Genomic DNA, 11,691 nt, shown 5'->3' on the forward strand with positions numbered 1-11,691 from the left:
TGGCTAACACTTCCCCTTGCCGGGTGTGTAGAGGACTTTCACCTCCAAGTCACCAGCGAGGCCACCACAGCCAAGCTGGTTGCGCTTCGCGCAACGCGCCATGCCTGGCGCACATAAAAAAACGGCGGTTGGAGTAATTCCAACCGCCGTTTTGCATTGCACCTGACGGGTTCAACCGTCGCCTTGATGACCTTTGCCGTAGGTCGACGCCAAGGCACGGGCTTTTTGCAGACGCTCCTCCAACTTCGGCAGCGTCTCATCCACCAGCGCTTTTATTTCCGGCACATCCGACGCCGCGCCTTCCTGTTTGAACAGGGCGATTGCGTCTTCGTTTTCCTTGACCTGCTGCGCGGTGTAGGCGGCGTCAAACGAGTCGCCGTCCTTCAGCTCCGGCATCAAGGTTTCGGCTTTATCAACGATCTTCTCGCGCGGCGCCACCGGCAAGTCGAGCTTCTTGGCGATGGCCGCCAAGTGCTGGTTGGCCTGGGTGCGCTCGTTGATCACCTCGATGGTGTAGTCCTTGATTTCCTGGGACGAGGTTCTGGCGTGGGCCATGCGACTGGTTTCGATATCGGCCATCCCTTTGGCCGAAGCCTGCTCGATGAATTCAGCAGGTGACTGGGCGAAAGCATTGCTGGCGCCGAGGCCCAGCAGCATCGCGAAACTGGCGGTGCGTAACCGGATAGCCATGCGGCTCATGAGGGGTTCCTCCAGGTCAAAAATAGGTGCGGGAACAGACGCCCCGCCCTGAATTCGAATTTTCAGGGCGGCAAAGGTTTAGAAAAAACTCGCCAGTGCGACGAACGGTCGTCGTGGTGTCAGGCCGGTTTGCTGCCAAACAGGCCCGGCAATGCGTGCGCCAGGGCATTGATGGCGAAGCCGATAAACATCACGCCGCAGAGTTTGGTGATGAGGATTTCATGGCGCTGATACACCGTGCGCACACGTTGGGCGCCGACCACGCCGATCAGAATGGCATAGGCCAGCAGGCCGCCGATAAAGCTCAGGAAGATCAACGACGGCAGCATTGCCCACGTCAGCAGCTCGGCACGGCTGGACAACAACGCGGTAAAGGTTGCCACGGCCACCGGGTAGGCTTTGGGGTTGGTCAGGCCAAAAAGAATGCCGTGCCAGAATGGATGCCGCGCCGCGCCCTGAGGTGCATCGCTGCTGCGCCGCTGGGTACGGATCGCACGCCAGCCGAGCCAGAACAGGTACAAGCCGCTGAGCACGCCCAGTACATCAAAGGCCGTGCTGCCCACTTCCCGCGCGCCCACGATGGCAATCAACGCCGTGCTGCACCACACCACGTCGCCGAGCAAATGCCCGCACAGAAACCCCGCCCCGGCGCGACGGCCACGGGCAGCGCCAATACCGAATACGGCCAGCACGCCCGGGCCGGGCGTAATACCGTAGATAAAACCCGAAGCAAGCACGGCGAACAGCAGGGATAGGGTCATGGGCGCGACTCTGATAGACGGTGATGGGAATGGATGGATTCTGCACGTTCCGCCGCTACGGGTAAAACTTCATTCCTGCATAAGGCTTGGCGCGACAGGCCTGCAAACGTGAGGCCAGATCGCCGACGTGGACTTCGAGCTTGTGGCCATCGGGGTCGAGAAAGTAGAACGACGCGCCTTCACTGCGGTTGTCGCGCCATTCCTGCACCTGCGCAGCGCGCAGGCGCGCCACCAGCGCCGCGAAATCACCGGTATCGGCAGTAAACGCGTAGTGCGTGTAATCAGCCGCAGGTTCTGGCGAGCGCAATGGGTCGAGGGACAAGCACAGCCATAAACCGGGCAACGACAGATAGGCGCCGCTGTCCCAGCTGGCATCGAGCCGAAGTTGCAACAATTCATGGTAGAAACTGATGCTGCGGTTCAGGTCGGTGACGGCAAGGGTCAGGTGGTTAAGGCCGCAGAGCATGGAATGTCCTTTTATCTATTCACCCAGTGACGAACGGGGCAAACCGTTTTTGCGATGACGATGTAGTATGTTGCACTACACATCACTACATCGAGGCTCTTATGTCTGTTATGTCTCTACGCATACCGGAAGACGTCGCCGACACGCTTGCCAGTCTCGCCAAGGCGACAGGGCGCAGCAAATCCTTTCTAGCCGTAGATGCATTACGCGAATACCTGACGCGTGAGGCCTGGCAAATAGAAGAAATTCAAAAAGCATTGAAAGAAGCTGATGCAGGCGACTTTGCGACAGCTGCCGAAGTAAAAGCAGTCGCCGATAAATGGCGTAACAATGCAGGTTGAGTGGCTGAGGGCTGCCCTCAGGAATCTTGACGATGAAGCGGCATACATTGCCGAAGAAAACCCGAAAGCTGCCCATGAGTTCGTGCAGGCGATCTTGACCGGGCTTGAACATGTCGCCGAGTTTCCGGCGATGGGCAAAGAAGGCCGAGTGCCCGGCACGCGCGAATGGGTAGTGCCCCGATGGCCCTATATCGTTCCCTACCGTATTCGAGCAGGCCGGTTACAGGTGATGCGAATTTTTCATACACGCCGCCAGCCACCAGCATCTTGGTAGCCACGCTTCAGACGGGCAATACACCTTGCACCTGCCCTACCAACCACTGCAACCCCGAATCCCCGCCCCGCCGCGCATGCCACGCCAGCTCAAACGCAAACGAAGGGATATGAAACGGCGGCGGCACAGCCAGCAGGTGTTGCTGATCGATGTTGAGCAAGCCTCTGGATGACACCGTCAAAATCAAGTCTGTGCCCTGGATCAACTGCGGCGCCACGCCCCAATGCGGCAGGCTGATCGCCACATGCCGCCGCTCACGAATCGCCGTCAACGCCCGTTCGATTTCCGGGGTGCCGCTGCCGCGCATTTCCAGCAACACATGCGGACGTGACAGGTAAGTCGGCAGGTCGAACACGCCGTTTTTCGGCAGGCTGTCACGGTCAATCAGGCAGGTGTAATGCTCCTCGAATAACGGCGTAGTGCGCAGTTCGGCGGGCATGTCGGGGAACACCCCGGCGGCCAGGTCAAGGTCGCCATTGAGCACGCCGTCGACCATGCCTTCGCGGCTGGCCTGGACGATTTGCAGGTCGATGCCGGGGGCTTCACGGCGCAAGGTGCGGACCAGCCCCGGCAGGAAAATCGCCGCGCTGTAATCCGACATCGCCACACGAAACCGGCGTTTGGCCGATGCTGGATCAAACCGGTTGGGCGCCAGCAGCGCCTGCACCTGAGCCAGGGCTTCGGCCAGGGGCGCCGCCAATTCCAGCGCGCGGGCGGTCGGCACTAAAGCACCGCCCTGGCGCACCAGCAGCGGGTCACCGAGCAGATCACGCAAACGCGCCAGCGCATGGCTGACCGCCGGCTGGCTCAGGTGCAGGCGCTCGGCGGCGCGGGTGACGTGTTGCTCGCTGAGCAAGGCGTCGAGGATCACCAGCAGGTTGAGGTCGATGCGGCGCAGATCATTCATCAGCTGCATGCTCGGCATAAGAACTTGGAATTTAAATTTGCGCGACGAATAGCCTAGAGTCCAGCAAAACCTCTGGGAGAACTGAAATGACGACGTTGCATTGGGTAGGTCTGTTGGCACTGGCGGTGTTCGCTGGCGCGGTGGTGCCGTTCCAGAGTGCGATCAACGCAAGCCTCGGGCGCGGGCTGGGGCACCCGTTGTGGGCCACGCTGGCGTCACTGCTGGTGAGCATTATTGTGTTGCTGCCGGTGATTGTGGCGCTGCGTTTACCGCTGCCAAGCCTGGCCTTTATCACCAAGGCGCCGCTGTGGATGTGGGCCGGAGGCGCGTTTGGCGTGTGCTTTATTTCCCTGGCGTTGATGCTGCTGCCCAAGCTCGGCGCGTCGGGGTTTATTGCACTGGCCATGGCCGGGCAGATTCTTGCTTCGTTGCTGCTCGATCACTTTGGTCTGTTCGGCCTGGTGGAGCGCCAACTGACCACGCCCCGCGTGCTGGGGGCGTTGTTGTTGATTGGCGGGGTGGCACTGATTCAGTTCAGCGCCACACCGGCTCGCGCACTGGCGACGGCAGGCTGATCAGCCCTTGTCGAGCGTGCGCAGTTTCTGTGGCAAGCCCCACAGCAACAGCGCCGCCGCCAACAGCGCACACACGCCGATCACATACAGCGCCGGCGTGGTGCTGCCGGTGAGGTCCTTGATGCGCCCCACCATCACCGGGCTGACGATACCGCCGAACTGCCCGAGGGTGTTGATCACTGCAATGCCACCGGCCGCACCCGCACCGGCGCCGGCCAGCAGTTTGGGCGGTAGCGTCCAGAAGGTCGGGATCGCGGCAATAATGCCCGCGCCCAACAGGCCCAGGGCGATGATCAGGAAGGTGGTGTGATCGGCAAAGATCCCGGCGCAGAAAAAGCCGACAGCGCCCAGCACCACCAAGCCGCAGACAAATTTGCGGCGCTCGCCGGTAGCGTCCGACAGCCGCCCGATCACCACCATGCTGATCGCCCCGCACACATAGGGGATTGCGGTGAGCAGGCCGATCATCACCGGGCTTTGGGTGCCGGCGCTGCGGATTAACTGTGGCGCCCAGAAGTTAAGGCCGTAGGACGCCACCTGGATCAGAAAGTAGATAAACCCAAGCATCAAAAACCCAGGAATGCGGATCGCCGAGAGCAGCGAGCCACCGTGCTGGTTCGGCTCATGCTTGGCGATGCGGCTCGACAGCAGGGTTTTCTCGGCAGGCGTCAGCCAATGCGCATCTTCAATGCGGTCCTTGAGCAAGGTCAGCACCAGAAAACCCAGGCCGATGCAAGGCAAGCCGCCGAGCAGGAACAGCCAGTGCCAGCCGCGCATTTGCAGCACGCCGTCGAGGTGCTCCAGTACCAGCCCGGAAAATGGCGCGCCGACCAAACCGGCGAAGGCCGAGGCCAGGAACAGCATCGAGGTGATGCGCCCCCGAAAGTGCTGCGGGAACCACAGCGTCAGGTAATACAGCACGCCCGGCGCAAAGCCCGCCTCCATGGCGCCGATGATGAAGCGCAGGCCATAGAACTGCCATTCGGCGGTGACAAACACCATGGCCGCCGTGGCCAGGCCCCACGACATCATGATGCGCGCGATCCAACGGCGGGCACCGACCTTGTAGAGCATCATGTTGCTCGGCACTTCGAACAGCACATAACCCACCACAAACAAGCCGGCGCCCAGGCCATAGGCGGTGTCGCTCAGGCTCAGGTCGGTTTGCAGCTGGAACTTGGCGAAGCTGATGTTGATGCGGTCAAAAAACGCGAACAGGTAGCACACCATGATCAGCGGCATCAGGCGCCAGGCGACCTTGCTGACCAGGGCTTTTTCGGCATCGATTTCAGCGGCCGGGCGCACGCCGGCCTCCAAGGTATTAGTGCTCATGGTTTCTCTCCAGCGGGCTGCTCACAGGCGCCCGATTGTTTTTGTTGTCTGGTAGCGCGTTATAGCGTGGCGATGTAAGCCGGCGGCGGGTGCAGGTCGCCATTGCGCCCGGCCTTGGCCACTTGGCCGGGCAGTTCATGCCCAAGCAAGGCCGGCAAGCGACGGGACATTTGCAACAGGTGCGGCAGGTCGATGCCGGTGTGAATGCCGACCTCCTCGCACAGGTTGACCAAATCTTCGGTGCAGATATTGCCCGACGCGCCCGGCGCAAACGGGCAACCGCCGAGGCCACCCAAGGCCGCATCAAACCGGCGGGCTCCGGCCTCGTAAGCGGCCAGCACATTGCACAAACCCAGGCCACGGGTGTTGTGAAAATGCAGGGTCAAATCGCTGGCCGGCACCTGTTGCAGCACGCGCTTGACCAAACGTTCGACCTGTCGCGGATTGGCCATGCCGGTGGTGTCGGCCAACGTGATGCCCGCAATGCCCAATTCGCGATAGGCGTCGACCATTTGCAGCACGCGGTCTTCATCGATCTTGCCTTCGAACGGGCAGCCGAAGGTGGTGGCGATGCTGCCGTTAAGGCGCACCGGGTGGTCAGCGGCAAAGCTGACGATATCGCCAAAGGCTGCCAACGACGCCTCACAACGCATGCGCATATTCGCCAGGTTGTGGGTCTGGCTGGCGGACATCACCAGGTTCAGCTCATCGGCGCGCGATTCAATGGCGCGCTGAGCGCCCTTGAGGTTTGGGATCAGCGCCACGTAGATCACACCCGCCCGGCGCTGGATGCCCTGGAACACCTGCTCGCCATCGCGCAACGCGGGAATGGCCTTGGGCGACACGAACGAGCCCGCCTCGATTCGCGAAAAACCGGCCAGGGCCAGAGCGTTGATCAGCGCAATCTTGTCGGCGGTTTCAACCCACGTCGGTTCGATTTGCAGGCCATCGCGCGGGGACACTTCCTGCACGATCAGCGCGTCGGAATAATCAGTGATCATTGCACCACTCCCGAGGTTTTCAGGCGTTGAATATCGGCGACGGTGAGGCCCAGGCTGCCGAGGATGTCATCAGTGTGTTGCCCAAGGGTCGGGCCTTGCCAGTTCACACCACCGGGGGTTTCGGAAAGTTTTGGCACGATGCCGGGCATCTTCACCGACACGCCGCCGGGCAATTGGGCATTGAGCAGCATGTCGCGCGCCTGGTAGTGCGGGTCGCTGACGATATCGGCCACAGAGTAGATGCGCCCGGCCGGCACCTCGGCGGCTTCGAGCGCGCTGAGCACCTGGTCGATAGGCAGGCTGCTGGTCCAGTGGGTAATGGCCGCATCGAGCAGGCCACTTTTGGCGGCACGGCCGTCGTTATGGGCAAACTCCGGCGCTTCAGCCAGGTCGGCACGGCCGATGGTGTGCATCAGGCGCTTGTAGATCGGGTCACTGTTGCCGGCGATCACCACATAGGCGCCGTCGGCAGTCAGGTAGGTGTTGGACGGCGCAATGCCGGGCAAGGCGCCGCCGCTGCGCTCACGCACATGGCCGAGCATGTCGTATTCGGGCACCAGGCTTTCCATCAGGTTGAACACACTTTCGGCCAGTGACACGTCGACAATCTGTCCCTCGCCCTGCCCGGTCTTGACCCGCAGCAACGACATCAGCGCGCCAATCACCGCGTGCAGCGAGGCGAGCGAATCACCCAGGCTCACACCCACCCGAGCAGGCGGCGAGTCGGGGTTGCCGGTGGTGTAGCGAATGCCGCCCATGGCCTCACCGATGGCACCAAAACCAGGGCGATCGCGGTAAGGCCCGGTCTGGCCGTAGCCGGAGATGCGCACCAGGGTCAGCTTGGGGTTCAACGCATGCAACACGTCCCAACCCAGGCCGAGTTTCTCCAGGCCGCCGGGGCGCAGGTTTTCGATCAGCACGTCGGCGTCGCCCAGCAGTTGCTTGATCAGCCCCAGGCCTTCCGGGGACTTGAGGTCCAGGGCCAGGGACTTTTTGTTACGCGATTGCAGGTACCACCACAGCGAGGTGCCTTCGTGCAGCTTTCGCCATTTGCGAAGCGGGTCGCCCTGGCCCATGGCTTCGATCTTGATCACCTCGGCGCCAAATTCGGCCAGCATCCGCGCGGCGAACGGCGCGGCAATCAGCGTGCCGATTTCAATCACCTTGATACCGCTCAACGGCGCCGTCATGGGGTGGTCCTCTTATTCTTGGAATGTGCAGCCAAGGCTAGAGGACAAGGAGGCGATAAATCCAACCGTCAGTTGGCAAGGAGCGTTCGCGAAATACGAACACTCAAGTAATCAAACAACAACCGACTCACCGGCGACAACTGCGCCTCATCGCGCACCACCACAATCAAGCTGCGATCCGACCACGGGTCCGTCAGCGGCACCGCATGCAACCCCAGCGCGCGGCCAAACAGTTCATAGGCCTTTTGCGGCAGGATGCCGATGCCCATATTGGCCTGGACCATCCGGCACATCGCATCAAACCCCGGCACATGAATACGCAGGCGCAGCATCTTGCCGGCCTCGCGCGCGGCGGCATGGGTGCGCATATTGATCGAGCTGGCGGCGTGCAGGCCCACGTAATCACTGCCCAGAGTTTCCTCGAACGCCAGGGTTTGGCGTGCGGCCAAGGGATGCTCCGGCGGCATCAGCACTACCAGTTTGTCGTGGCGATACAACACACTGGGCAAGCCTTTGGTGTCCGTGTCGCTGGAACAAATGCCCAGGTCCGCCACCCCGTCCAGCACGCCCTGGACCACGCCTTTGCTGGGGCGCTCTTCCAGGTCGGTTTTCACTTCGGGATGCAGCTGAGAAAAATCGCGCAAGTCTTCCGGAAGGAACTGAATGATCGCCGACAGATTCGCCAGCATACGCACATAACCGCGCACGCCGTGGCTGTGTTCGCCCAGCTCCAGGCCCATTTTTTCCACATTAAACAGCATCTGCCGCGCATGGTGCAGCAGGGTTTCGCCGGCGGCGGTCAGGTCCATGCCCTTGGCGCGGCGCACGAACAGGCTCACGCCCAATACCTGCTCCAGCTCCATCAGGCGCTTGCTGGCCGCCGACACGGCGATGGCTTCACGGGCCGCAGCGCGGGTCAGCGTGCCTTCTTCAAACACCGCAACAAACAGTTGCAGGGTGATCAGATCAAGGCGACGCACCAGGCTTTTGTGCAACATCAGCGCGGCTCGCTGGCCAGGCGATTGATCTCGGCCTGCTCCACCACGGCGTGCGGTGCGCCCTGACGCGCCGCCGCCAACATCGCCTGACCGACGGTCTCGGTGCTCACCACCCAACTCGGTTTGATCCGGCGAAAAAACGACAGCAGCGGCCCGAGCACGGTATAGAAAGATTGATACAGCGGCGTCTTTGAACGCACGCCATGCAACGGCTGAATCACCCCAGGCCGAAACAGGTACACCGCCTTGAACGGCAAGCGCAGCAAGGCGTTTTCGGTCTTGCCCTTGACCCGCGCCCACATCGACTTGCCCGCCTCGGAACTGTCGGTGCCGGCGCCGGACACATAGATAAAGGTCATCTGCGGATTGAGCCGCGCCAAGGTGCTGGCCGCGACCAGGGTGAGGTCGTAGGTGAGGTGGGTGTACTTGGTTTCATTCATGCCCGCCGACGACACGCCGAGGCAGAAGAAGCACGCATCAAAGCCTTGCAGCAGGTTTTCCAGCGGCTGGAAGTCCAGCATATCGCTGTGCAATACCTGGTGCAGCTTGCCGTGTTCCTGGGTCAGCGGCGTGCGGCCCACAGCAACCACTTCCTGCACGTCAGCGGCCAGCAGGCACTCACGCAGCACGCCTTGGCCGACCATGCCGGTGGCGCCGAATAATAGAACTCTCATCAGGGGACCTCAGCGGCAAGCCGCAAGCTTCATGCTCAAGTTGAATACCGTTCAGCTTGTAGCTTAACGCTTGCCGCTTGCGACCGCCCCCTTTAGAACGCGCTGCGAAAGATCTCCTCAATTTGTCGCTGATCCGCCCGGCGTGGGTTGGTCAGCCCACAGGCATCCTTCAACGCATTGGTGGCCAGCAGCGGAATATCCTGCAACTTGGCGCCCAACTCACGCAAACCGGCCGGAATCTCCACGTCGTGGGCCAAGGCGCGAATGGCCGCGATGGCCGCCTGGGCGCCTTCTTCCGGGGTGATGCCCTTGATATCGGCGCCCAGTGCGCGCGCCACGTCACTCAAGCGCTTGGCGCACACACTGGCGTTGAAGCTTTGCACATGGGGCAGCAACACTGCGTTGCACACGCCGTGAGGCAGGTCGTAAAGGCCACCGAGTTGGTGGGCCATGGCATGCACAAAACCCAGGGAGGCATTGTTGAACGCCATCCCGGCCAGGAATTGGGCATACGCCATGTTTTCCCGCGCGGCCTTGTCGCTGCCATCTCGCACCGCCAGGCGCAGGTTGGCGCTGATCAGCTCCATGGCCTTGATCGCGCAGGCGTCGGTGATGGGTGTGGCGGCGGTCGACACATAGGCTTCGATCGCATGGGTCAGCGCGTCCATGCCGGTTGCCGCCGTCAGCCCCTTGGGCATGCCGACCATCAGCGTCGGGTCGTTGACCGACAGCAGCGGCGTGACGTTGCGGTCGACGATGGCCATTTTCACATGGCGGGATTCGTCAGTGATGATGCAGAAACGGGTCATCTCGCTGGCCGTGCCGGCGGTGGTGTTGATCGCTACCAGTGGCAATTGCGGCTTGCTGGACTGGTCGACACCTTCATAGTCGCCAATACGCCCGCCGTTGGTGGCGCACAACGCGATGCCCTTGGCGCAGTCATGGGGCGAGCCGCCGCCCAGGGACACGACAAAATCACAGGCCGTGGCCTCGAGCATCGCCAGGCCTTTCTCGACGTTTTCCACATTGGGGTTGGGTTTGGCGCCGTCGTAGATCACCGAGTCGATGTCCTGCATCGCCAGCTTCTCGGCGATCATGCTGGCCACGCCGGCCTTGGCCAGCCCGGCGTCGGTGACGATCAGCGCCTTGCGAAAACCGTAGTTGCGGATGGCCGTCATGGCTTCGTCGAGGCAGTCGGTGCCCATGATGTTGACGGCGGGAATAAAAAAGGTGCTGCTCATGGTCAATCCTCGGAGGCGGTATGCCGACAGAATCAACCGCTAACGCTTGGCGCATCTTGATCAGGATCAACGCACGCTCGTGATAAAGTCACCACCCAGCCGATTTCGAGTAGACCCGCCGCAATGAAGGATTTCCAGGATATTGACGCCCACCTTGAAGACTGGAGCGCACTGCGCGGCGCCATCGACTTCAATGGGATTCTGATCGGCAATGGCGCCAGCCGTGCGATTTGGGAAGACTTTGCCTACGACTCGCTGTTCGAAAACGCCCGCACCGTCGAAGAAAAGCCCCTGAGCCCATCCGAACTCAGCGTGTTCGATGCGCTGCAAACCCGCAGTTTCGAGCAAGCGCTGGGCGCGTTGAAAACCACCAGCCGGGTCAACAAGGCGCTGGCGGTCAGCTCGGCGGCGCCGCGCAACCGCTACTACGCGATCAAGGAAGCGCTGATCAACACCATCCACGCCGTGCACATTCCGTGGCGCCTGGTGCAGCCGTCGACACTGGCGACGATCAACACTGAGTTGAAGCACTACGCCACGGTGTTCACCAGCAATTACGACCTGCTCAACTACTGGGCCATCCTGCACACGCCGGGCATCGACGACCTGTTCCGCAGCGCCGACGCCAGCTTCGACCTGCGCAACACGCGCACCGAGGCCACACGCATCCTCTACCTGCACGGCGGCCTGCACCTGGTGCGCAACCTCGACGGCACCGCGCGCAAATTGCCGACCACCGACAGCACCTTGCTCAGCAGTTTTGCCATCAACAATACGATCAAGACCCTGGACGATGTGCCGCTGTTTGTCAGCGAAGGCAAGGTGGAGGAGAAGCTCAAGACCATCCGCAGCTCGGACTACCTGTCGTTCTGCTACGAGCAGTTGCTGAGTCATGAGGGCGCGCTGTGCATCTTCGGTCATGACCTGGGGGCGCAGGATCAGCACCTGGTGGATGCGCTTCGCCAGGCCAAATTGACGACGCTGGCGATCTCGGTGTCGGGCCGCAGTGACGGGTTTATCCGCCAGCAGAAGCGCCGGTATTCGCAGTTGTTTGACGGCAGTGGCGTGGAGCTGAAGTTCTTTGCGGCGCGCACGCATCCGCTGGGTAATGCCGCGTTGTCCGTGCCGGTCGAACGCTGATCTACTGAACAACGAAGATCAACTGTGGGAGCGGGCTTGCTCGCGAATGCGGTGTGTCAGCTCCACATAAGTTGACTGATATACCGCATTCG

The 11,691-nt window shown here is 61.6% G+C and carries 14 protein-coding genes; 4 read left to right on the forward strand and 10 right to left on the reverse strand.

What is annotated here, in order from left to right:
• Positions 1–171: 171 nt before the first annotated feature.
• The 3 genes from ACTD9P_RS27910 to fos form a co-directional block, all read right to left on the reverse strand.
• Positions 172–699 carry a DUF4142 domain-containing protein gene (locus tag ACTD9P_RS27910; protein ID WP_017137290.1) on the reverse strand — a complete coding sequence of 176 codons (528 nt, stop codon included), beginning with the start codon at positions 697–699 and terminating at the stop codon, positions 172–174.
• A 119-nt stretch (positions 700–818) separates the two neighbouring features.
• On the reverse strand, positions 819–1,460 hold the full coding sequence (locus ACTD9P_RS27915) for a LysE family translocator (protein WP_438870177.1): 642 nt from the start codon (positions 1,458–1,460) through the stop codon (positions 819–821).
• A gap of 55 nt (positions 1,461–1,515) precedes the next feature.
• Positions 1,516–1,926, reverse strand: a complete 411-nt coding sequence (fos, locus tag ACTD9P_RS27920) for a fosfomycin resistance glutathione transferase (protein WP_438870178.1) — start codon at positions 1,924–1,926, stop codon at positions 1,516–1,518.
• A gap of 101 nt (positions 1,927–2,027) precedes the next feature.
• Here fos and ACTD9P_RS27925 point away from each other — a divergent pair, with 101 nt between their 5' ends.
• Complete coding sequence (locus ACTD9P_RS27925) at positions 2,028–2,267, forward strand: CopG family ribbon-helix-helix protein (protein WP_017137287.1); 240 nt, start codon at positions 2,028–2,030, stop codon at positions 2,265–2,267.
• Positions 2,257–2,541 (forward strand): type II toxin-antitoxin system RelE/ParE family toxin, encoded by a 285-nt coding sequence (locus tag ACTD9P_RS27930; RefSeq protein ID WP_438870179.1) that lies wholly within the window; start codon positions 2,257–2,259, stop codon positions 2,539–2,541. Before ACTD9P_RS27925 ends, ACTD9P_RS27930 begins: the two co-directional genes overlap by 11 nt.
• Before the next feature lie 7 nt (positions 2,542–2,548).
• Here the strand turns inward: ACTD9P_RS27930 and ACTD9P_RS27935 are convergent, their stop codons facing one another.
• On the reverse strand, positions 2,549–3,457 hold the full coding sequence (locus tag ACTD9P_RS27935; RefSeq protein WP_438870180.1) for a LysR family transcriptional regulator: 909 nt from the start codon (positions 3,455–3,457) through the stop codon (positions 2,549–2,551).
• Between the two features lie 77 nt (positions 3,458–3,534).
• Between ACTD9P_RS27935 and ACTD9P_RS27940 the strand changes: the two genes are divergently transcribed.
• On the forward strand, positions 3,535–4,023 hold the full coding sequence (locus ACTD9P_RS27940) for a DMT family transporter (protein ID WP_438870181.1): 489 nt from the start codon (positions 3,535–3,537) through the stop codon (positions 4,021–4,023).
• Here ACTD9P_RS27940 and ACTD9P_RS27945 read toward each other — a convergent pair whose 3' ends face one another.
• The 6 genes from ACTD9P_RS27945 to yiaY all read right to left on the reverse strand — a co-directional run bounded on the left by ACTD9P_RS27945 (position 4,024) and on the right by yiaY (position 10,459).
• Entirely contained in the window at positions 4,024–5,355 is a 1,332-nt protein-coding gene (locus ACTD9P_RS27945; RefSeq protein WP_438870182.1) for an MFS transporter, read from the reverse strand. It lies immediately after the preceding gene.
• 59 nt (positions 5,356–5,414) lie between these two features.
• Positions 5,415–6,356 carry a hydroxymethylglutaryl-CoA lyase gene (locus tag ACTD9P_RS27950; protein WP_438870183.1) on the reverse strand — a complete coding sequence of 314 codons (942 nt, stop codon included), beginning with the start codon at positions 6,354–6,356 and terminating at the stop codon, positions 5,415–5,417.
• On the reverse strand, positions 6,353–7,546 hold the full coding sequence (locus ACTD9P_RS27955) for a CaiB/BaiF CoA transferase family protein (protein ID WP_438870184.1): 1,194 nt from the start codon (positions 7,544–7,546) through the stop codon (positions 6,353–6,355). The genes ACTD9P_RS27950 and ACTD9P_RS27955 overlap by 4 nt, the downstream gene beginning before the upstream one ends.
• A gap of 68 nt (positions 7,547–7,614) precedes the next feature.
• The gene (locus ACTD9P_RS27960) at positions 7,615–8,544 is read right to left on the reverse strand and encodes a LysR family transcriptional regulator (RefSeq protein WP_438870185.1); all 930 of its coding nucleotides are present in this window, start codon (positions 8,542–8,544) and stop codon (positions 7,615–7,617) included.
• A complete protein-coding gene (locus ACTD9P_RS27965) occupies positions 8,544–9,218 on the reverse strand; it encodes an NAD(P)H-binding protein (protein ID WP_438870186.1) in 675 nt (224 codons plus the stop codon). The genes ACTD9P_RS27960 and ACTD9P_RS27965 overlap by 1 nt, the downstream gene beginning before the upstream one ends.
• Positions 9,219–9,310: 92 nt before the next feature.
• A complete protein-coding gene (gene yiaY / locus ACTD9P_RS27970) occupies positions 9,311–10,459 on the reverse strand; it encodes an L-threonine dehydrogenase (protein WP_438870187.1) in 1,149 nt (382 codons plus the stop codon).
• A 123-nt stretch (positions 10,460–10,582) separates the two neighbouring features.
• Here yiaY and ACTD9P_RS27975 point away from each other — a divergent pair, with 123 nt between their 5' ends.
• Positions 10,583–11,599, forward strand: a complete 1,017-nt coding sequence (locus ACTD9P_RS27975) for a DUF4917 family protein (RefSeq protein WP_438870188.1) — start codon at positions 10,583–10,585, stop codon at positions 11,597–11,599.
• Positions 11,600–11,691: the final 92 nt, after the last annotated feature.

Origin of the sequence: Pseudomonas onubensis (assembly GCF_965653655.1) — a bacterium.
Lineage (GTDB): Bacteria > Pseudomonadota > Gammaproteobacteria > Pseudomonadales > Pseudomonadaceae > Aquipseudomonas.

What these genes read in the sequence shown, in the direction of transcription:
- ACTD9P_RS27910 (WP_017137290.1), bottom strand. Translation starts at nt 699, where the DNA reads ATGAGCCGCATGGCTATCCGGTTACGCACCGCCAGTTTCGCGATGCTG.
- ACTD9P_RS27915 (WP_438870177.1), bottom strand. Translation starts at nt 1,460, where the DNA reads ATGACCCTATCCCTGCTGTTCGCCGTGCTTGCTTCGGGTTTTATCTAC.
- fos (WP_438870178.1), bottom strand. Translation starts at nt 1,926, where the DNA reads ATGCTCTGCGGCCTTAACCACCTGACCCTTGCCGTCACCGACCTGAAC.
- ACTD9P_RS27925 (WP_017137287.1), top strand. Translation starts at nt 2,028, where the DNA reads ATGTCTGTTATGTCTCTACGCATACCGGAAGACGTCGCCGACACGCTT.
- ACTD9P_RS27930 (WP_438870179.1), top strand. Translation starts at nt 2,257, where the DNA reads ATGCAGGTTGAGTGGCTGAGGGCTGCCCTCAGGAATCTTGACGATGAA.
- ACTD9P_RS27935 (WP_438870180.1), bottom strand. Translation starts at nt 3,457, where the DNA reads ATGCAGCTGATGAATGATCTGCGCCGCATCGACCTCAACCTGCTGGTG.
- ACTD9P_RS27940 (WP_438870181.1), top strand. Translation starts at nt 3,535, where the DNA reads ATGACGACGTTGCATTGGGTAGGTCTGTTGGCACTGGCGGTGTTCGCT.
- ACTD9P_RS27945 (WP_438870182.1), bottom strand. Translation starts at nt 5,355, where the DNA reads ATGAGCACTAATACCTTGGAGGCCGGCGTGCGCCCGGCCGCTGAAATC.
- ACTD9P_RS27950 (WP_438870183.1), bottom strand. Translation starts at nt 6,356, where the DNA reads ATGATCACTGATTATTCCGACGCGCTGATCGTGCAGGAAGTGTCCCCG.
- ACTD9P_RS27955 (WP_438870184.1), bottom strand. Translation starts at nt 7,546, where the DNA reads ATGACGGCGCCGTTGAGCGGTATCAAGGTGATTGAAATCGGCACGCTG.
- ACTD9P_RS27960 (WP_438870185.1), bottom strand. Translation starts at nt 8,544, where the DNA reads ATGTTGCACAAAAGCCTGGTGCGTCGCCTTGATCTGATCACCCTGCAA.
- ACTD9P_RS27965 (WP_438870186.1), bottom strand. Translation starts at nt 9,218, where the DNA reads ATGAGAGTTCTATTATTCGGCGCCACCGGCATGGTCGGCCAAGGCGTG.
- yiaY (WP_438870187.1), bottom strand. Translation starts at nt 10,459, where the DNA reads ATGAGCAGCACCTTTTTTATTCCCGCCGTCAACATCATGGGCACCGAC.
- ACTD9P_RS27975 (WP_438870188.1), top strand. Translation starts at nt 10,583, where the DNA reads ATGAAGGATTTCCAGGATATTGACGCCCACCTTGAAGACTGGAGCGCA.